Raw genomic sequence first — 21,204 nt, 5'->3', positions numbered from 1 at the left:
TCGGTATTGTTTTGGTGATAGTTTAGATAGGTTCCCATAATTCAATCTTATTGCCCTCTTTATCTAAAATATGAACAAATTTTCCGTAATCATAGGTTTTAATGGTGTCAAGCACGGTAACGCCGTTTTTTTTGAGTTTTTCTACGAGTTCCTCTATATTCTGTACCCGATAATTAATCATAAAATCCTTTTTAGATGGCAATATATAGTCGTCGCCTTTCTTAAAAGGTTTCCATTGAAGGGTGTTTTTTTGTTCCGGATGGTTTATATCTCTGCTTTCAAAACTTGAGAAACCCCAATCGTTTATTTCAATGCCTAAATTTTCAGAATACCATTTTAGGGTTTCTTCCAAATTTTCACAATAGAAAAATATGCCCCCAACACCGGTTACTTTAGGGGTTTTACCTGATTTGTTGCTGGTCCCTTTTTTGCCCTGTGCCATATCGTTGATATTTTTTTGTTTCTAAGGGTGCAACTTACAAAAAGTATTTGGAATATTCATTTATACTAACCTTAATGTAAACATTCTTAAGTATTTAAAATTTTCAAATATCCCTTCCAATGGTAGAGGGTCATTTTTTATTGATTCAATTGGTTGCGGGTTGGAAGGTTTCGTTGTAAAACCGGAATTTCGGTGAAAAAATGGTTGACAAAAGTGTTTCCGATTATTAATTTTAAGACTGTGAATTATTCAATTATGCAAAGGTGGAAGGGATGTTGATGAGTTGTTTATGGGTGTTTGTTAAGATAATAATTTACAAAGCTCTTTGATGTAATAGGATAATTCCCGGCATTAAGAGGTTGCATTTAATAAACCGGTTTTTGGTTTATTGCATTCTATTTAGGCAGATTGGTGCGGAATCGAATCTAAAAAATTATAGGTCGAAAATTGACGGCCGAAAATGAATCTGTAAAATTATAGGTCGAAAATTGACGGCCGAAATCGAATCTGTAAAATTACAGGTCGAAAATCGACGGCCGAAATCGAATCTGTAAAATTACAGGTCGAAAATTGACGGCCGAAAATGAATCTGTAAAATTATAGGTCGAAAATTGACGGCCGAAAATGAATCTGTAAAATTACAGGTCGAAAATTGACGGCCGAAAATGAATCTGTAAAATTACAGGTCGAAAATTGACGGCCGAAATTGAATCTGTAAAATTACAGGTCGAAAATTGACGGCCGAAAATGAATCTGTAAAATTATAGGTCGAAAATTGACGGCCGAAAATGAATCTGTAAAATTATAGGTCGAAAATTGACGGCCGAAAATGAATCTGTAAAATTACAGGTCGAAAATTGACGGCCGAAATCGAATCTGTAAAATTACAGGCCGAAAATTGACGGCCGAAATTGAATCTAAAAAATTTTAAGTCGATAATCAACGACCGGAGTCGTCTTTAAGATTTATTTCTGTTGGTCTTGAAAGTTTTTTGCCTTAATAAAAAAATATAAGGTGTATGAATATTAAGTCAATAAACTATTCGCTGTTGACCCCCGGCCAGTTGTATAACCTTTCGGATGGAACTATATCGCTGGCCAAGTCGGCACAGCTGCCGGAGGGTCCGTTGGCCACCTTCCTGTCCAATGTGGAGAGTTGCCACCAGGATTTCTCTAGGGGTTTTCAGAGGGATGACAAAGACCCGTACACCGAAGAGAAAGCCCTTAGAGATAGTGAACGTGATGAGGCTTTTTTAGCTTTCAGAGGCTATGTGGAAGCTTGCACCCATCGGCGTGATGCGTCGGTATCGGAACCTGCCGAAGAAATTCTGGAAGTGATTCGTAAGTACGGATGGAGCAGCTGGAATTTGGGTTACCAGAAACAAACGGCTCTGCATGCCAATATGATAGAGGAGTTAAAGCAGGAACATGCCGAACAAATGGATGCCATAGGTGCTACTACACCGTGGTTCGAAGAGCTGGAACAGGCGCAGGAAGCCTTTACAGCGGTCAAGATTAGCAGTGTGAGCAACATTCCCGACCGGGTTACGCTCACCGAAACGCGTAAGCCTCTGGAACAGGCTTTACGTAACTTTTACGCCATGGTGGATTTGATGGCACAAAGCGAAGAGAACGAAACTCTTAATCAGTTGATTCGTGACCTAAACCAACTGATTACCGAGACCATGGCAATAGCGCGTGCCGCCCAAACACGGCGCGGTAAGGAAGAAGAGGAAGTTGAACCCGGGCAAAATTAATGTTCTCTTTTATTCTTTTATGTTTAACCTGTTAAGGCAAAAAACTTTAAGGGTAGTCCCAGGTTTGTGGGATTACCCTTTTTGATAGCGCCTTTGGAAATGTTTCACAGAGACATTCACAAAATTGTACAGAATAAAATTAGGGTTTTTAGACCTATTTGAATTATTGGAATGGAATATCTGGAATATTTGTTTAAAAAATATGTTGAACACTGAATCGGTAGTGTACGATTTTAAGTTTTTGGCCTTTAAAAGTATAATATTAATAAAAATATGGTTGACGTTGGAAATGCTGAAACATTATATTAAAATTTAATGCATAAAAATTTGGAATAGGTTGTACATGAAAATGGAGTTTTTAATTCATCAAAATTTAGATTTTAATGTTTTATTTTAAAAGGAGGAAAACTATGTTTGTTAGTATTGAGGAAAAAAAGATAGCTCATCGCCTTGTGGAAAACTTCTTGAAACATTCAGAAAAATTACCATATGTCAATATAGGAAAGAACAATGAGTATTTGGGGTGGGTTAAAGATTTTAACTTGAGAGATTCTGAAGGACGTAAAATTTTTCTTGATTTAGCAAAAGAGGACGACCTGTTTTTGTTATTTGTTTTGGTTCTTGGATGGTCTAGGACAGGACCTTGGGAGAATGCAGTTAATTTGGTCTCTTATTTGAAAATTAATGGAAAAGATAAACCATCCTATTGGCTGGAAGAAAGCAATTATTTGAGTGAAATTAATCTACGACAACAATCGGCTGAATTAATTTATAGTCAATTACAATATGAAATTGAACCACGATATAAAATTAGTTTTCGCAAAGATACTTTTAGAAGTATTCATGTTTTGGCTACTAAGTGGGATGCAATAATTAATAAACTTGAAATATCAAAACTACGAAGTGATTATACCATATTTATGACTTATTTACGAAGTGTTAGAGGGTTGGGGAAATTACCTAATGAAAAAATTTTGAAGAAAATTCCATTAATTTTACGTGAGCTACGGTGCCAAAGGATATTTAAGAATATTCCGGGAGAATTATGTTGTGTTGCAGACCGTCGAGTTTTAGGTGCTGCCCAATCATTGGGTATTCAACTTGTTAATCCCAGTAATTTATCCAATTTAATAGAATGCTCTACTAAAATTTATAAACTTATGGGTGATTTATATGACCTTCCCTTATTTGCTTATAAGGATTTGGGATTGAAAATGAGTGGTCATTTGATAAGATGATTTGGGATATTTATAATATCTGTGTAAAATGTTTCTACCTAAAGGTTTTAGATAGACCAGAGATTATAAACAGCGTTGTATCTTTATTAACTGCTTTAGGTTATTCTCATATTATATATCTATCGTCGTTTCACTACTGCCTTCCTAACATTCACCCACCTGCCTATCCGCCTAATAACCTAATAGCCTATTAGCCTAATGACCTAATCGCCTGTTATTTTATTTCTCCGGCTTTTTTCAGCGAGAACTTAGAGGCTACGGGACCCACCAATTCATGAATAATAGCGGTTCCGATGACTACGGTCATGATTAGGGATGACAACTGTTGAAATTCACTTTCTTTGGCCACCAATAGCGCCAGTCCAATAACAATTCCACCTTGCGGTAACAATCCGCCGGCAGTATATCGTTTCACCGTCGGGGAAACCTTCAGCATCGACGAGGATGATACAATGCCCAGATATTTTCCTATGGCACGTGCCAGAATGAATACCACCATCAATACCACGTTGCCCGAGAGTAATGAAACATCCAGATGCAACCCCGAAAGGGTAAAAAAGATAACAAATATCAACTCTTCGGTATAACGCTCAACCACACAAAAGATTTTGTCATTCTGAGTGTTATAATTCACCACGGTCACGCCCATGGCCAGAGTCGATAATAACTCATCCACCCTCAAATATGACGAAGTGCCGTAACAAAGCATCAACACCCCAAGAATTAACACAATTAATCCTCCGTCTGTTTCGCGTTTAAAAAAACGGGATAACAGATTCAGTAAAAAACCAAAAGCTATGCCCATGCCAATGGCCAGCCCGATGTTTACTATCATTTGCCCCAGGGTATATATCAACGAGGCATCGCTGTTACCCATCAATATTTTGGCAAAGGCTACCGATAAGGTAAAAAGGACTATCCCGGCAATATCATCAAATGCTGCAATGCCTAATACCGTTGAACTCACCGGACCCTTCGCCTTATATTCGCCTATCACTGCCAACGTGGCTGAGGGGTCGGTAGGGGCCGCCAATGAGGCCAATATCACACTCAATGCCAGGGATAAATAAACGGAGTCAAACAAGTGAAAGAGGTACTCTACCGTGACGAAAACCAATAATCCCACCGACAGGTAGGCCAATATCGATTCACCTAACGTCATGATAAAATAGTTGCGACCATCGCGCTTTATCTTCTCAAACGATAATGACCCGCCAATGTGAAACGTTATTACTGCCAACGATACATTAACCAGTGGGGTACCCGCTTCAATAAAGGATGCCGGAATCAACCCAAAAACTTTGGGATTCAACAATATTCCCGCTACAATATAACCGGATATCTTGGGTAGTGATATTTTGGCAGCAAGCTCACCTAATAAAAAGCCTGCGAAAATGATGATGCCGGTGATTAGAAGTACATCCATGGGTAAACAGAGGTTGATGGTTATTTAATAAATCCTTCTTGAGTGCCTTTGAATTTGCACACAGTTGGTAGAATGGATTATCCTTTAATCACAAAATTAAGAAAATATGGTAATGAACCTATTGCTTTGATGAAAGAGGCCAGAAGCCAGAAGTCAGAAACCAGATGCCAGAAGCTGGAAGCCAGATGCCAGAAGCTGGAAGATAAATATTTGGGGGATATAAGTAGATATAAATAGTTCGTGGACAGATAATTTCTACATTCTAACCTCTGACTTCCGGCTTTCGGCTTCTGCGTTTCGGCCTCTGACTTCTGTCGCCGCGCCTCGGCTGACGATTAGGCCAATAGGCTTTTAGTTGTTTATATCTAATCTTTTATTTCCACTGTGTTACACTGTGACATCCTCTGTGATACTCTGTGTAACTCGATTTTTCACAGAGTCACACTGAGGAAACACAGAGTTTCACAGAGTACTATTAGGCCAATAGGCCGATAGGTCATTAGGCCAGTAGGTTATTGGCTTTTTTATATCTACTATATTTCCATTTATTTCTACTTATTTCTGGCTTCTGACCTCTGGCTTCTGGCTTCCTACCCCAAGCTACTTATATCAATATATTTCGAATTATTTCTATTTATATCTAAATAGTCAATCTTCCAGCTTCTGACTTCCGGCCTCTGTCTTCCGGCCTCTGTCTTCCGGCTTCTGACTATCCAGCTCAAAACTTGTATTCCATGCTGAGATTAATGTTGTTGCTATTTAGGTCATTATCATCATAAAAAAATCCCTGATAGTTGAGCGACAGTCGCACCTTTCTGACGGGTGAGTGCGAAATGCCGGCTATCAAGGCCTTTCCGTCGGTGCCATAGCTGTCAGAAGTATTTTCAGGTACCTCAAAGTTATAGAGGTCGAAGCGCCCAAAGATATCGGTGGCTTGGTTGACGGACCAGATGGAAAAGACGGAAAAACCGTTGCTGTTATAATGGTCCAGATGGGAAAAGTTGTTCATGTAATTGTATTCGGCCCCCATTCTCAGTTTTTTATTGGCAGTAAATCCTGCGAAAGCCGAAACCATTTGCTCATCCTCATCGTCGTAACTTTCAGCCTGAGAATGATGATAATAGAGTCTGGTTTGTAGTCTTTCAGAAGGCATGAAATCCAATCCAACAGCGTTTTTTAAGGCACCTTCACTATCCTGTTTTATTCTGGGGCCTTCGCCATTGGTCAGCGCAACATCCAACCCCCAGGATTTATTGATTTTATAGCGCGCCATGAAGCCTAAATCGGTGCTGGGGATATGCCAATAGAGGTCCTGGAACGTTTGGGCCACATACCGTAAACCCCAGAATCTTTCCTGTGTGATATAGTGATTTTGTAAGAGGGCCCCGCCTTCCAGCGAGAGATGGTCGTTGATTTGCCATGTCAGACTGGCAAATTTAAGCCACATGGTATAATAACTACCTTCGGATGAGGTGTTGGTCACATTCAGGGTGTTACCCTCGTCATCGGTGACGGTAATATCGCCTACGGTTGTGGCCCTGCCCCGGTCGATGACAATTTTTCCGAACCATTTATCGTTAAACCGGTATTGTAAGCCCAGGTGGGCGCGGCCAAAGCTATATCCGGCAATACCATCGTCCACATTGTAGTTGGCGGTCCCGAAAACCTGTACGATAGGGGTTAACCCGGGTAAAAGTTCATTTTCTTTTTGTGCGGTAACTACTTGTGTGAGTAAAAAAAGAATGGGTAATATGGGTAAACGTTTCATTTTTAACTTAGTTTATCATTAAAGGTTAGTGGTTAGTGATTTGTCATTAGTCATGAGGCTGTTTAGCATATCAATCCCCTCAATCTCATCAATCCCCTCAATCTCATCAATCCCTTCAATCTCACCAATCTAATGGCCTAATAGCCTAATAACCTAATAGCTACTGATAAAGCACTAACCACTAAAAAATTTTTCGGCAAAGAGTGCCAGGCTCGTTATGCGATAGTTTCGCTTTTTAGAAAAGAGCCCCGAAGATAAGTCCCGAAATGGTAGCCATCACCACCACGAGTGCCACATAGGTTATGGTTTTGCGGGTGCCCATCACACCCCGGATGACCAGCATATTGGGCAACGAAAGAGACGGGCCTGCCAACAAGAGTGCCAGAGCCGGTCCTTTTCCCATTCCGGCGGCCATTAACCCTTGAAGAATAGGTACTTCGGTGAGGGTGGCGAAATACATGAATGCCCCCACAATAGAAGCAAAGAAGTTGGAAAATAGTGAGTTGCCCCCTACCAGTGAGGAAATCCATTGGTTGGGAATAATACCTGCCATGGCCGTATCATCGTGGGTCGAGCCTAACAGGAAACCGGCCACTACAACACCCAGGGCCAATAACGGCATGATTTGTTTGGCAAAATCCCATGTCGATAAGGTCCATTCCCGATTCACATCTTGTTTGTCGGTTAAGGTTATGAGGCTTAAAGCAGCTATACCTACCACCATTGGTACCAATGGTGAAGTGGTGGTAAATGCCGATGCAGCGGTTATAATGGCACCGACCAACACCTTTTGCCAGGGTAGCTTAAGGATGAAAATGAGTGAAAAGAGCAACAAAATGGAAAAGAAAGAGGTGATATACCACTTGTTGGCCCATAGCCAGTACCATCCGCCACTGGTCACATCGTCACCCGGTTTTCCCCAGTTGGCAAATACCAATATCAATACCAGCGTGAAAAAGTGAAATGCCGTTTGCCACATGGGCCGCTCTTCCGGTATATCCGGAAAATTCATTTGTTCTTCTTTTTTGGCTTTCTCTTCTTTTCGATAAATGAGTGACATGATGGAGCCAATAACGATGGCGAAGGATACCGCCCCTATAATACGGGCAACACCTATTTCAATGCCCAGAATGCGGGCCGTCAGAATGATGGCCAGGATATTGATGGCCGGGCCGCTGTAGAGAAATGCAATGGCGGGGCCTAACCCTGCACCCCGTTTGTGGATGCTGGAAAATAGGGGCAAGATGGTACAGCTACAAACCGCCAGTATGGTTCCCGAAACGGAGGCTACCGTGTAGGCGACCCATTTTTTGGCTTTGGCACCAAAGTATTTCATGACCGCACCTTGGCTGATGAAAACCGCAATGACACCGGCAATGAAAAAGGCCGGCAATAAACACAGCACTACATGCTCTCGGGCATACCACTTGGAGAGGTCTAAGGTGGCCATTATGGCCTCTTGAAAACGTGAACTGTCTGTCGGCAGAAAAAAGGCTGCCAGAAATAGGGCTATTATCCACCCTAAAATTTTGAGTTCTTTTTTAAGTTCCATGATGTGTTATATGTTTTTAAAGTTCCTAAATGGCAATAGATATTTACTGTTCGTGTTTTTACGAACATTTAAGGCAAAAAAATGTAACTGTTCACTTAAAAAAATAATAAGACAGTATAATAAGTTCCCACGCCGATAAAGAGGATGGAAACAATCCGGCGAAACCAGATTTCAAAAGTTTTTAATTTATTGTATGTGTTTCCGATGGAGTTGACAGAAAAGGCGATGAGCCAGGCAAAAATAATCACCGGTATGCCGGTTCCCAGGGCGAAGATGATGGGCAAGTAGAGTCCGCTGACACTCGAGACAGTCATGGGTATGAGCATGCCAAAGTAGAGCACCCCGCTATAAGGACAAAAAGCCAAAGCAAAAAGGATACCCAGCAGCAAGACACCCCCGAAATTTTTTCCCGACCGTTCTTCTATCTTGTCGGTGAGCGAGCTAAACCCCGGTACATTCAACTTGATAATATCCAGCATAAATAAGCCGATTACAATGAGAAGGGGACCAATAATTTTTTCGCCCCAGGTCTGGATGAATCCGGCAACCTTAAATTGACTGGCACCAAAAAAGAATATTAATCCGATGAGGGTATAGGTGATGCTTCGTCCAAAGGTGTATATCAATCCATTGAAGAAAACTTGACGTCGGTCCTGCATGTCTTTACTGATAAACCCTATGGCCGTAATATTGGTGGCCAAAGGACAAGGGCTGATGGCTGTCATCAGCCCCAGAATAAATGCAGTAAAGAACGGAATCTCTGTGTTTTCCAGAATACTCTGTAAAAATTCCATAGAGCTTTTTTATAGAGATTTAACCGTTTCTGCTATTTTATTTTTCAGTTTATCAGGGTTGGTCCTGGCATTCATGAAAGCAAAGTTGGTGAGGTTTTCCACTTTGTCGCCTTTAACAACAAGCAATGCCTGACCACTCACTTTATATTTTTCAAGCAATGATTTTGCGTTTTCATCTTCAACATTAACCGATTGAAATGGAACGGCATCGCCAAACTTTTCTGCCAGAGCTTCCCGGGCCACCTTTTCAACCGACTGGCAGGTAACACACCGACGGGTGAAATGAAAGTAATAAACTTTTACATCAGAAATGTTGGCTGTCGCTTCGGATGCGGTACTGCTGCTTTTGCTACTTGCATTGGCACTGCAACACTGAGCCGTTAACGACACTACTGCCAGTAGCATGAGAAAGGTAACGGTGCTTAATACTCGTTTCATACGTCTAAGTTTTTAGGTTATTGGATGAATTGATTTTATGTGGCTTTAGTAATTGCCCGGAATGGTCAGTAAATAATTAAAATTCTTTAGCTCAATAATTTTTTCAGTGCATCATAAGAAGGAATGCTTCCTTTAACCACCACTTTGCCATCAACCACCAGGGCCGGTGTTTTCATTACATTGTACTTCATTATTTCCATGATGTCTTCAATTTTTGTGATTTGGGCGTTGATACCCAGTTCTTCAACGGCATCGCGAGTGAGTTTTTCCAGTGTTTTACACTTGGGGCAACCTGTTCCTAATACTTTGATATCCATAGTCTTTAAATTTATATGGTTGATAATTCGTTGTTCGTAAAAACACGAACAAAAGTAATAAAAAATTATAATGACCAAAATTCTTTGAACATGCTTTTTGCTTCTTCCCACCCTTTTTTATTGATGCAGTATTTTATTTTGGGTGCTTCGATTTCCCCTTGGATTAAACCGGCATTTTTTAATTCTTTAAGATGCGCCGAAAGGGTCGATTTGGCGATGGGGAGGTCGTCGGTCAGGTCACCGCTGTAGCAGCAACTTTGCTTCGAAAGTAATTCCATCACATATAATCGTACGGGATGTGCCAATGCTTTGGCATATCTGGCCATCTTTTTTTGTTTATCGGTGATTACTTCGTTACTCATTCTGTAATGTATTTGCAATGATTTAATGTTGCGTTTTTCCAATAAATAATTTTGCCGGTTTAAACTGTTGCGGTCTTGAATGGTTTTACCATTTTCGGGAGACCACAGCGGATGATTGTCATCCTTGTTCGTTATTTAGCGAACAAAGATAAAATAAATTTTTTATTTGAGAAAATGATTTGGCAGAAGCCAGAGGTCAGAAGCCAGATGCTAGAAGCCAGAGGCTGGAAGTCGGAAGCCAGAAGCCGGAAGCCAGAAAAAAATGGAGAAATACTCTGTGAAACTCTGTGTTTCCTCAGTGTGACACTGTGAAAAATCGAATTACACAGAGTAACACAGAGGCGGTCACAGAGTAACACAGTGTAAATAACTGAAATGTACGTAAGATATAAACAGCTACAAGCCTATTGGCCTAATCGTCAGCCGCGGCGCGGCAACAGAAGTCAGAGGCCGGAGGCCGAAACGCAGAAGCCGAAAGCCGGAAGTCAGAAGCCAGAAGTCAGAAGCCGGAAGCCAGAGGTTAGAAGCCAGAAGCCAGAAATAAATGGAAAAATACTCTGTGAAACTCTGTGTTTCCTCTGTGTGACACTGTGAAAAATCGAGTTACACAGAGTATCACAGAGGATGTCACAGTGTAACACAGTGGAAATAATTGAAATGTACATAAGATATAAACAGCTACAAGCCTATTGGCCTAATCGTCAGCCGCGGTGCGGCAACAGAAGTCAGAGGCCAGAGGCCGGAACGCAGAAGCCGGAAGCAACAGACAAACACCAGTGCACAAACTACCTATTTCTATTTATATCTATCTTATTTCTATTTGTATCTACTTATATCTGAATATCAAACCTCTGTCCTCTGGCTTCTGCTATCCTAATAGCCTATTTCTCAATCAATAGGTGCCGCCGCTCCGCGGCTCAGGTATTTGGGGTGTATTTCGTTGATACCAATCTGTCGCCCCTCCGGGGCTATATTTATCTTCTGACTTCTGGCATCTGGCCTCTGACCTCTGGTTTCTGTCCTCAATTTTTTTCAGCAAAGTTCTTAAATCCTTGCAAATATTTTAACGACTGTTTTTTAAAAGAGCCGGGCATGAACGTGCCTATTATTTTCATAAAGCCTTTGAATTGAAACTCATTTTCAACAATATATTTTGTTTTGTTGTCGGAAAGTTTGACAAATCTGTTTTTAACGATGTTGTGAACCCCTTTGGCTTCATAGCTGAGGGTATACTCATCCGGTAAGTTATGTACCAGGATGGTTTCGGTCATGTTCATTTCTCGTTTTCCCATCTTAAACTTCAGCAAAGATTTTGCACCTTCTTGTTTGGGTTCACCGCTGATGGGTTCAATGCTTATCAGGCCTTTCATCCATTTTTTCAGGTTTTCGGGATTGTCAAAATAGGCAATAACCTTCTCTCTGGGTTTGTTAATCTCTATTTCTTGCTTGAATTTCATGATTATTGGTTTTAATTTTTTGAAATGATAATTGGATGTAATTTTTATAGACTTCCCCGAAAATACTTTTGGGAAAATAAATTATTAATACTAAGCAAAGTAAAGGTAGTAGTTTATAATGAAAAGTGCATGCCCCAATTAAGGTTGTAAATGCAAGGACATATAAAAAAGTCCATGGCAGAAGTGCAGAGGCAGCAGAAAGAAGCGGGACTTATCAATGGCATGATTGCAGGCGTAAAATTTCCCCTTTGATGGATTATAAATAAGTAAACCTTATATGGATAAAAATTCAAGGCTCTTCTGTTGACATCTTTTTTGATTTTCCGAACATTTTTGGAAGAAAATATGTTACTTTTATTGAATTTCATCAATAAAACGACCAAATAAAGAAAAGAGAATGGAACGACGTCATTTTTTATCGCTTTTGGGAATGGCTGCCTTGGGTGCTTGTGTGCCGGGTGGCAAAAAAGGGAATGCCAATGGGTCAACCATGGCTGCCGGTTCGTTTAGCGGCCACCTATTCCCCGAATTGGGATATGCCTACGATGCCCTGGAACCTTATATTGATGCACAGACCATGGAGTTGCATTACGACAAGCATCACCGGGGGTATTATACCAAATTTATGAAGGCCATAGAAGGCACCGGTTTGACCAAAACGCCTATGCCCCAGATTTTTGCTAAGATTTCACAATATAGTGATACCATACGTAACAATGGCGGGGGCTTTTATAACCACCAGCTTTTTTGGGAGAACATGTCGCCCAATGGTGGTGAACCGTCGGCACGCCTGCTAAATGCCTTGGTTAAAAATTTTGGTTCATTCGATGCTTTTAAAGAAGCCTTTGGCAATGCGGCCAAATCACATTTCGGCAGCGGTTGGGCATGGCTCTATATGGATGCTGAAAAGAATCTGAAAATTACCTCAACGCCCAATCAGGACAATCCGTTGATGGATATTTCCCCTGAGCGTGGTATTCCGTTACTGGCCCTCGATGTTTGGGAACACGCCTATTATCTCAAATACCAAAACAAACGGGGTGAATATGTAGATAATTTCTGGAAAGTAGTTAACTGGAAAACCGTCAGCACCCGGTGGGAACTCGCCATTAAAGGAGAGTGGAAAGGGTAGACCTGGTGGTGACCTTTCTAAATAACAATAAATTTTCTGTTAAAACCACTTTAATTTTATCTTTGTCGTTCACGAGATTATTTGAGGGTTGAAATGATAGAAGAAAGACTCTGTGCCAATCTGTGAATTTTGGGTTTATTACAGGGCACCATTAGTGGCACAGATTGCCACATTGAGTTTTTCACTACCCTCAACGAAAAAATATCGCTTTTGCGGTACGGCATTTAATGGTAATTATTTTTAGTGTGAAGACCGAAGGTAAATATAACGGGTGGTTATTGTTTTTATCGGCAGGGCTGATAATACTGGCTCATGCCGTAATCCCTCATAATCATCATTTTGATTGCTACCAGACTTCACCCACCTGTTGCTATGAAGAGGGTCCAACTCACAATCGACCCGTTTTTCCGACACATCACTGTCATGCCTTCAATACCTTGCTTGGAAAAGACAGGGTCCCTCGACAAAAGGTTCATGTTTCGGTTTTCAGTACCCATTATAATTGCAAGGTTGAAGAAAAAGTAGATTTAACCCGTTTATCAGGTTCATATTATTCTTTCTTTTTTAAAGAACCTTTTGGGTCGGAGCAAATATGCATTTTCGGCTGTACACTAAGAGCCCCACCTCAAGCTTAGTGGGTCGAAAAAATTGTAGTTCCTCTTTCGGCCATCCTTTACATCCATTTTTCTTTTTCATTATCATCAATTAGCCTTTTTGGTAAATATAAGGCCAAGGGATTGTTGTACGCCTTTTATCCTAAAAGAGCAGATGCAATTCTTGCCCGCACGCATGGCTGCGGTAGACTAGCCTTATTTTTTAAATAAAGTTTTATTACATGATTGACAGAATAATATCATTCTCAATAAGAAATAAAATCCTGATAGGTTTGATGGTTCTGGGACTTATAATAGGAGGCTTATGGTCTATGACGCGAATACCTCTCGATGCAGTTCCGGATATAACCAACAATCAGGTTCAGGTAATAACCACGGTTCCCAATCTGAGTACCGAAGATATCGAGCAATTTGTGACCTATCAGGTGGAGCTGGCAGTTGCCAATCTGCCGGGAGTTAGCGAGATACGCTCAGTTTCACGTTTTGGGTTATCGGTGGTAACCATTGTGTTTGAAGACCGCATGGGTACTTTTCTGCCACGTCAGCTGGTTAGCGAAGCCCTCAACGAGGTTAAGGAAAAAATTCCCGAAGGGCTGGGAGAACCCTTTATGGCCCCCATAACTACCGGTCTGGGTGAGATATTTCAGTATACCCTCGAAGTTAAACCAGGTTATGATACGCTTTACAGTGACATGGATTTACGGGTTATGCAGGATTGGATTGTGAAACGCCAGATGGCTATGGTCCCCGGTGTGGTGGAGGTCAATTCATTTGGCGGTCACGGAAAACAATACGAAGTGGCTGTGAATCCGGAAAAACTGCGTAGCATGAACCTCACTATAGGTGATATTTTTCAGGCTTTGAAGGCCAACAATCAAAACACTGGTGGTGCTTACATTGAAAAAAATCATCAGGCTAACTTTATTCGAGGCGAAGGTTTGATGCGGTCGATGGATGATATCCTGAATACCCCTGTATCGAGTGTCGACGGCAGACCCGTATTTATCCGGGATGTGGCCGAGGTGAGAGATGGCAGTCCTATACGTTATGGCGCTTTTACACGTGACGGAAAAGGCGAAGCCGTGGGGGGTATCGTCATGATGCTTAAGGGTGAAAATTCCAACGAAGTTATACGGGCGGTAAAAAAACGGATGGCGCTTATTCAGAAGTCATTACCCGAGGGGGTCGAGATAAAACCCTTCCTCGACCGCAGTAAACTGATAAAAAATACCACAAGTACCGTGGCTGAAAATTTATCGCTGGGAGCATTGATTGTAATTTTCGTACTGGTGCTTTTTCTGGGTAATGTCCGTGGTGGCTTAATAGTGGCCTCTACTATCCCGTTGGCATTGTTGTTTGCCTTTATTATGATGCACCTTTTCGGGGTATGGGCCAACCTGATGAGCCTGGGCGCCATCGACTTCGGCATTTTGGTGGACGGAGCGGTTATCATTGTTGAAAGCATGATTTTCTATCTGCACCGAAAAGAGTTGATAGGCAAGAAAGTACCTTTAGCCAGGCGGGATAAGATTGCCGCACAATCGGCCGGAAGGATGATGAATTCGGCGTTTTTCGGGCAGATTATCATCCTGATAGTATTTCTTCCGGTGTTGGCATTACAGGGGATTGAAGGGAAAATGTTTAAGCCCATGGCCCTTACGTTTGGATTTGCCGTCCTGGGCGTGCTGCTGTTGTGCCTTACCTATATTCCCATGATGTCAGCATTGGTGTTGCAAGCCCCAAAAAGCGATAAGAAAACCGTGGGGGATAAGATTATAGCCTGGATGGAAAAAAAATATCATCACATGTTGTCGTGGTCCTTGCAGCATGGGAAAGTGATGGTTGCTGGGGCATTGTTAATTCTGGCGGTGGGTGGATTTTTGTTTTCCCGTATGGGTGCTGAATTTATTCCACAGCTGGATGAAGGTGATTTTGCCATGCATATGTTTATGAAGCCGGGAACTTCTTTGACAGATGTAATTGAAGGTTCTACCAAAATTGAAAAGTTGCTGCTCGAAGAGTTTCCCGATGAGGTGGCTTCGGCACGTACCCGTATAGGTGTGGCCGATGTACCTACCGACCCAATGCCTATAGATATTGGTGATGTATTTATCTTGTTAAAGCCTAAAAAGGAATGGACTAAGGCCAAAACTAAGGAGGAGCTGGCTGCAAAGATTCGGGAAAAACTAAGCATCCTTACCGGTATTAATTATGAATTTTCGCAACCTATTGAAATGCGTTTCAATGAACTGCTTACCGGTATTCGCGAAGATATTGCCATAAAATTGTATGGTGATGACCTGGAGGTTCTGGCAAACAAAGCAGAAGAAATAACCCAACTGATTGCCGGGGTTAAAGGAGTGGCGGGCATGAAAGCTGAGGCCACACGCGGACTACCACAGATTACCGTTAAATACAATCGTACCCGACTGGGACAATATGGCCTAAATATTCAGGATTTGAACGACGTTATAGAGACCGCCTTTAGTGGTAAATCGGCAGGTGTAATATTTGAAGGCGAACGAATGTTTGATTTGGTGGTGCGATTGGATAGCACTTATCGCCGTGACATTGATGATGTGCGTAATTTATTTGTGCGAACGGCCGATGGTCAGCAAATACCTATTAAAGAAGTGGCAGATATAGATTTTCAGCCTGGGCCGATGCAAATCAGCCGCGACAATACCAACCGAACAACCTATGTGGGAGTCAATGTGGAAGGGAGAGATGTCAAAACCCTGGTTGAAGAGATTCAACAAATTTTGGACGAAAAACTGGAGTTGCCACCTGGCTATTACATCCGATACGGTGGTGCCTTTGAAAACCTGGAACGCGCCACTCAACGGCTGACACTGGTGGTGCCTTTGGCGTTATTTATGATTTTTATTTTGGTCTTTTTTGCGGTAAAATCGTTGAAACAAACGCTGATGATTTATGTGTCCATCCCCTTTGCGGCGGTGGGTGGCATCGTCTTGCTCTATCTGCGAGGTATGCCCTTTAGTATCTCTGCCGGCATAGGGTTTATTGTGCTGTTCGGTGTGGTGGTGCTCAACGGGCTGGTACTTATCAATAGCTTTAATGAGTTAAGGCGTGAGGGTACATTATCATTGGATGACATTATACAAAAGGGGGCAATACGACGGTTACGACCCATCTTTTTAACGGCATCCACCGATATTCTGGGCTTTTTGCCCATGGCCATATCCACTTCTGCCGGTGCCGAGGTTCAGCGTCCTCTGGCAACAGTGGTAATAGGGGGGATGCTCACCTCTTCATTTTTAACCCTGGTGATGTTGCCGGTTTTTTATAAGATGGTGGAATCACGAAAAAATAAAAAGATGAACAAAATGACAATCAATAAAGGAGTTGTGGTAATATTGGTCGGTGTGTTGGCTTTGGGTATTAATCATCCTGTCTCTGCACAAGAAGAACGTGAAATCACGCTTGAGCAGGCAATCAACCTTGCCCGCGAGAACTATCCGGCCCTTAAGGTGGCTCAAATGAATATAGAAAAACAAAAAGCCTTAAAGTCCACCGCTCTCGATTTGGGTAATACCACAATCTTTACCGGTGAGGAAGAGGCGTCGGACGATGTCGCCGGCCTGCGTAATGTGGTAGGCGTATCACAAAGCGATATTGACCTGTTGGGCATTGCTGCCAGGCGACAGCTTCAGCAACAAAAGCTGGAACTGGCCGAAGCCCAAAGCCGAATAACTGAAAATAGTATAGAGCGTCAGGTGCGTCGGGCCTGGTACAACGCTCTTATTGCTCAAAGAGAGTTGAAGCTATGGTTGCAACTCGATACCATATATGCCCGGTTTTTGGAAGCAGCCGAAACCAAATATAAAACCCGGCAGACTTCTAAACTGGAATATCTGGCAGCTACTGCTAAACACAAAGAATTAATGGTCAATGTTAAAGAAGCCCATGGTAACTATATGGCCGCGCTTCATGAGTTAAATCAATATCTGATGCTTCCCACATTGCCACAAATAGCAGTTCCGGAAAAAGATTTTACTGATTATCCACGTATGTTGGCGCCCGGGGATTCTATTGCCTACGTCCCCGTATTGGATTATTACCGGCAACAGGTGCGTTTGTCCAATGCCATGTGGAAAGCCGAAAAAGCGAAATACTTGCCACGGCTGGAATTGGGTTATACTTTCCAGGAGGTAGATGGTACAGATGGTTTTTACGCCTGGGAGGCCGGAATTTCTTTGCCATTGTTTTTCTTTTCCCAGAAGGGAAAAACCAAAGCTGCCAGGATTCAGTATCAAATGGCAGGAGAACAATATCGAGAGAAAGAATTAGAAGTAAAGGCTACCTGGAAACAACTAGCTGCACGCTGTGAGGCCTCTCTCGACGTGCTGCGCTTTTATTGGAACGAGGCCTTGCCGCTGGCGCAGGAGCAAATGAATGCGGCCCTGCTAAGCTATGACCTTGGCGATATCGGTTACATGCAATTCATCCAAAACATGGAAGCGGCTATTAATACCCGTCAGCAATATCTGAGACGACTGGATGAATATTTTAAACTCGTGACAGAGCTAAATTACCTGTTAGGAACATAGGCCGTTAGGCCAATAGGTAGTTAGGTCAATAGGTTATTAGGCTAATAGGTAGTTAGGTCAATAGGTTATTAGGCTAATGGGTTATTAGGTTAATATTGAGGGAGGTGGGTGCTGGTTTAGTAACAGTTTTAATATTCATACTTTCCCTTGTAACTAATAATCTATTATCTAAAAATCTAAATATCTAATCCTTGATTTGCGAATGTGCTGATGTTAGGGTGTTATGGCAGCCGCGGAGCGGCAACAGAGAGGTAAAACCAGGCCCCACCACTGTAAAGACCCGGCGGGGCAATAAAATGTAATAACTGATAAAAAATTAAACATATGAAGAGTAAACTGATTATATATCTTGTCCTTGTCACTATGATAGCATGCAATGGTGGCAAATCAACACAACATCATCATGATGAGCACGTGCTTCATGGTCCGGAAGGAATGGTTATATTGACCAAACGACAAATAGATGCTTTAGGATTACAGTTGGGGACCATTCAACAGCGGAATCTGACTACGCTGGTGAAAACTACCGGTGAATTGGAGGTACCCCCGTCGGCCGAAGCCGATATTTCAGCGGTAATAGGCGGTAATGTAAAATCTATCAATGTTTTTCCGGGCGATAAAGTATCTAAAGGACAAGTGTTAGCGGTATTGGAACACCCGGACTACATATCTTTACAGGAAGATTTTATTGAGGTTGCGGGGCAACTCAACTTTTTGGAACAGGAATACCGGCGTCAGAAGGAACTGTACGAAAAAAATGTGGCCTCAGGTAAAGATTTTCAAAAAGTTGAGACAGATTATAAAATTCTTAAAGCCAGATTTGAAGGGTTAAAGGCCAGATTACAATTGCTCAACTTGTCACCAGAGGCGGTAATAAATGGAATTATATCGCCCACAGTAACCGTGATATCGCCTTTAAACGGTTATGTCAATAAAATAAATGTGCGGTTGGGTACATATGTGAACACATCGGATGTACTTTTCGGCGTCACCGATAACAGCCATTTACATGCCGACTTTCATGTGTACGAAAAAGATATTCACCTGCTGAAAGAGGGGCAAAAAGTGACCTTTAGCGTGGCCGGAAATCCAAAAGAAGAATATACTGCCACCATTTTTGCAATTGGGAAAGAGTTGGATGCAGAAACCCGGTTTATTCATGTCCACGCTCACATAGATAACCATTTTCATTCTCTGCTTCCGGGAATGTTTATATCGGGGAGCATACAAACCGATACCATCTTTACCGACTGCCTACCCAATGATGCAGTGGTGAAAGATGGTACAAAGGCATATATTTTTGTTTTGGATGAGTCGGTAAACACCAAAAGTTTGTTAGAGCATGACCATCATGAGGATGAACATACCGATGAAGCAACCACGGAACATGAGGATGAACCTCTTTATGCTCTCAGGATGGTTGAGGTAGTCGTCGGAAAAGTTTCCGGAGGTTTTACAGAAATAAAACCTATGGAAAAGTTACCCGAAGACAGTAAAGTGGCTTTAAACAATGCCTACTATCTTTTGGCCGATTTAAAAAAGGAAGAAACCAGTCACGAACATTAACAAGCCTTAGGCCGGAAGCCGGACGTCAGAAGCCAGTGGCCAGAAGATAAATTTTAAGAGGATACAAGTAGATATACATAGAAATAAATGGATATAGATTGTTTTTGTACTGATAATATTGATTCTGCATTTTAACTTCCGGCTTCTGGCCACTGACTTTCGGCTTCCAAACCAAGCTACTTAAATCAGTATGTTTCCATTTATTTCTATTTATATCCAAATAGTCTGGCTTCTATTTGACCATGAAATCGAAGAAAAGGTCATCTTCGATGAATCCTTTCAGGCGGTCACCGGTTTTTACGGGCCCTACCCCTGCCGGTGTGCCGGTGTATATGAGGTCGCCAATCTTCAGCATGAAATATTTGGAAACGTGTGCAATAATCTGGTCGATGGAGAAAAGCATATCTGAAGTGTTTCCTTTCTGGCGTACTTCATCATTGACTTCCAAACGAAAATTTAGATGATTTATGTCGGGCAGTGTCTCTTTTTTTACAAATTTGGATATTACTGCCGAGTTGTCGAAGGCCTTACTTTTTTCCCATGGAAGACCTTTTTTTCGTAAATCATCCTGCAGGTCACGAGCCGTAAAATCAATGCCCAGACCAATTTCATCATAGTAACGATGAGCAAACCGCTCTTCTATGCATTTGCCTACACGGTTGATGCGCACCACTATTTCCACTTCGTGATGAAAAGATTTGGCAAAATCGGGGAGGAAAAAGGGGTCGTTATTGCGCAGCAAAGCCGAGTCGGGCTTTAAAAAAACTACCGGTTCCGTGGGAACAGGATTGCTAAGCTCTCGCGCGTGGTTGGCATAGTTTCGTCCTATACACAGTATCTTCATCTTTATATAATTTAGCTTCTGACTTCTCTATCTCATCAATCCCTTCAATCTCATCAATCTCATCAATCCCTTCAATCTCGTCAATCCCTTCAATCTCTTCATTCCAATCCTTTAATTCTTCAGGTTATTCTTTTTTAAATGCACTCCGAAGTTTAATATTAGTAAGCACCTTTTTGGTGAATAGGGGGAAGTCACCATTCATCATCCAGCTGTAATAGCCGGGGTCTTTTTTTAGAACTTCTGTAACTTTCTGTCCCTTATATTTTCCGAAGTTAAAAACTTCATCCCCGTTTTCGTCGAAAATAATTCGTCCTACAAAATCGGCATTTCTATTGTGAGACGAGAATTTTGACAACCACTCAACGTCATTTTTTAGCTCCTTGTAACGGTCGAGTTGGGCTTTGAGGACTTCGTAAGTGGCCCTGGTATCGGCTTCGGCACTATGTGCATCTTTCAAGGTTTTGTCACAATAAAATTTGTAGGCAGCTTCCAGCGTCCTTTTTTCCATTTTATGGAAGATGGTTTGTACGTCGATGAATTTGCGTTTGGTCATATCGAAATCCACCCCGGCACGAATAAACTCTTCGGCCAACAACGGAATGTCAAATTTATTGGAATTATATCCTGCAATATCGCATCCCTCCATGAAGTTCGCCAATTGGCGGGCTACTTCTTTAAAGGTAGGGGCATCAGCCACATCTTCATCATAGATGCCATGAATTTCGGAAGATTTTTTGGGGATGGGCATTTCCGGATTAATGCGATATGTTTTAGATTGTTCGGACCCATCAACGTTAACTTTCAGCAGGGATATTTCCACTATTCGGTCCTTGGCAATGTTGATGCCGGTGGTTTCAAGGTCAAAAAATACAATGGGGTTTTTTAAATTTAGCTGCATGTTTTTGTTTTATTTCTATTAATCTTTTA

18 protein-coding genes are annotated in these 21,204 nt (G+C 41.8%); 7 read left to right on the top strand and 11 right to left on the bottom strand.

Annotation, left to right across the window (positions count from 1 at the left end; translation table 11 throughout):
• Positions 1-22: 22 nt before the first annotated feature.
• The gene (locus tag BM130_RS02525) at positions 23-442 is read right to left on the bottom strand and encodes a VOC family protein (protein WP_010528643.1); all 420 of its coding nucleotides are present in this window, start codon (positions 440-442) and stop codon (positions 23-25) included.
• A 1,018-nt stretch (positions 443-1,460) separates the two neighbouring features.
• Here BM130_RS02525 and BM130_RS02520 point away from each other — a divergent pair.
• A complete protein-coding gene (locus tag BM130_RS02520) occupies positions 1,461-2,198 on the top strand; it encodes a DUF6261 family protein (protein WP_010526762.1) in 738 nt (245 codons plus the stop codon).
• Positions 2,199-2,608: 410 nt separating this feature from the next.
• Positions 2,609-3,436: a hypothetical protein gene (locus tag BM130_RS02515; protein WP_044138472.1), complete on the top strand. Its 828-nt coding sequence runs from the start codon at positions 2,609-2,611 to the stop codon at positions 3,434-3,436.
• 214 nt (positions 3,437-3,650) lie between these two features.
• On the opposite strand, the gene BM130_RS02510 is transcribed toward BM130_RS02515, so the two are convergent.
• Positions 3,651-4,862, bottom strand: a complete 1,212-nt coding sequence (locus BM130_RS02510) for a cation:proton antiporter (RefSeq protein ID WP_010526764.1) — start codon at positions 4,860-4,862, stop codon at positions 3,651-3,653.
• 72 nt (positions 4,863-4,934) lie between these two features.
• On the opposite strand from BM130_RS02510, the gene BM130_RS15370 reads away from it, so the two are divergent.
• Positions 4,935-5,099, top strand: coding sequence for a hypothetical protein (locus BM130_RS15370; protein WP_175560415.1), 165 nt, complete (start codon positions 4,935-4,937; stop codon positions 5,097-5,099).
• Positions 5,100-5,580: 481 nt separating this feature from the next.
• Here the strand turns inward: BM130_RS15370 and BM130_RS02505 are convergent, their stop codons facing one another.
• The 7 genes from BM130_RS02505 to BM130_RS02465 all read right to left on the bottom strand — a co-directional run bounded on the left by BM130_RS02505 (position 5,581) and on the right by BM130_RS02465 (position 11,550).
• A complete protein-coding gene (locus BM130_RS02505) occupies positions 5,581-6,630 on the bottom strand; it encodes a hypothetical protein (protein ID WP_010526765.1) in 1,050 nt (349 codons plus the stop codon).
• A gap of 235 nt (positions 6,631-6,865) precedes the next feature.
• Positions 6,866-8,182, bottom strand: coding sequence for a permease (locus tag BM130_RS02500; protein WP_010526766.1), 1,317 nt, complete (start codon positions 8,180-8,182; stop codon positions 6,866-6,868).
• A gap of 95 nt (positions 8,183-8,277) precedes the next feature.
• The gene (locus BM130_RS02495) at positions 8,278-8,976 is read right to left on the bottom strand and encodes an aromatic aminobenezylarsenical efflux permease ArsG family transporter (protein WP_010526767.1); all 699 of its coding nucleotides are present in this window, start codon (positions 8,974-8,976) and stop codon (positions 8,278-8,280) included.
• 9 nt (positions 8,977-8,985) lie between these two features.
• The gene (locus tag BM130_RS02490) at positions 8,986-9,414 is read right to left on the bottom strand and encodes a nitrophenyl compound nitroreductase subunit ArsF family protein (RefSeq protein WP_010526768.1); all 429 of its coding nucleotides are present in this window, start codon (positions 9,412-9,414) and stop codon (positions 8,986-8,988) included.
• 86 nt (positions 9,415-9,500) lie between these two features.
• The gene (locus BM130_RS02485; protein WP_010526769.1) at positions 9,501-9,731 is read right to left on the bottom strand and encodes a thioredoxin family protein; all 231 of its coding nucleotides are present in this window, start codon (positions 9,729-9,731) and stop codon (positions 9,501-9,503) included.
• 65 nt (positions 9,732-9,796) lie between these two features.
• A complete protein-coding gene (locus tag BM130_RS02480; RefSeq protein WP_010526770.1) occupies positions 9,797-10,093 on the bottom strand; it encodes an ArsR/SmtB family transcription factor in 297 nt (98 codons plus the stop codon).
• Between the two features lie 1,022 nt (positions 10,094-11,115).
• Entirely contained in the window at positions 11,116-11,550 is a 435-nt protein-coding gene (locus tag BM130_RS02465; protein ID WP_010526772.1) for an SRPBCC family protein, read from the bottom strand.
• A gap of 397 nt (positions 11,551-11,947) precedes the next feature.
• Here BM130_RS02465 and BM130_RS02460 point away from each other — a divergent pair, with 397 nt between their 5' ends.
• The 4 genes from BM130_RS02460 to BM130_RS02445 all read left to right on the top strand — a co-directional run bounded on the left by BM130_RS02460 (position 11,948) and on the right by BM130_RS02445 (position 19,433).
• Positions 11,948-12,682, top strand: a complete 735-nt coding sequence (locus BM130_RS02460; RefSeq protein ID WP_010526773.1) for a superoxide dismutase — start codon at positions 11,948-11,950, stop codon at positions 12,680-12,682.
• Positions 12,683-12,927: 245 nt separating this feature from the next.
• A complete protein-coding gene (locus tag BM130_RS02455) occupies positions 12,928-13,317 on the top strand; it encodes a hypothetical protein (RefSeq protein ID WP_138956846.1) in 390 nt (129 codons plus the stop codon).
• 200 nt (positions 13,318-13,517) lie between these two features.
• The gene (locus BM130_RS02450; RefSeq protein WP_010526775.1) at positions 13,518-17,867 is read left to right on the top strand and encodes a CusA/CzcA family heavy metal efflux RND transporter; all 4,350 of its coding nucleotides are present in this window, start codon (positions 13,518-13,520) and stop codon (positions 17,865-17,867) included.
• A gap of 324 nt (positions 17,868-18,191) precedes the next feature.
• A complete protein-coding gene (locus BM130_RS02445) occupies positions 18,192-19,433 on the top strand; it encodes an efflux RND transporter periplasmic adaptor subunit (protein ID WP_010526776.1) in 1,242 nt (413 codons plus the stop codon).
• Positions 19,434-19,665: 232 nt separating this feature from the next.
• Here the strand turns inward: BM130_RS02445 and BM130_RS02440 are convergent, their stop codons facing one another.
• Together BM130_RS02440 and BM130_RS02435 are read right to left on the bottom strand one after the other, a co-directional pair.
• Positions 19,666-20,277, bottom strand: a complete 612-nt coding sequence (locus BM130_RS02440; protein WP_010526777.1) for a fumarylacetoacetate hydrolase family protein — start codon at positions 20,275-20,277, stop codon at positions 19,666-19,668.
• Between the two features lie 124 nt (positions 20,278-20,401).
• Positions 20,402-21,175 (bottom strand): 3'-5' exonuclease, encoded by a 774-nt coding sequence (locus tag BM130_RS02435; protein ID WP_010526778.1) that lies wholly within the window; start codon positions 21,173-21,175, stop codon positions 20,402-20,404.
• Between the last annotated feature and the right edge of the window lie 29 nt (positions 21,176-21,204).

The organism is Thermophagus xiamenensis (assembly GCF_900112795.1).
Taxonomy (GTDB): domain Bacteria; phylum Bacteroidota; class Bacteroidia; order Bacteroidales; family Marinilabiliaceae; genus Thermophagus; species Thermophagus xiamenensis.
The sequence above is the reverse complement of the archived record's forward strand: the minus strand, read 5'-3'. Positions and strand labels throughout refer to the sequence as shown.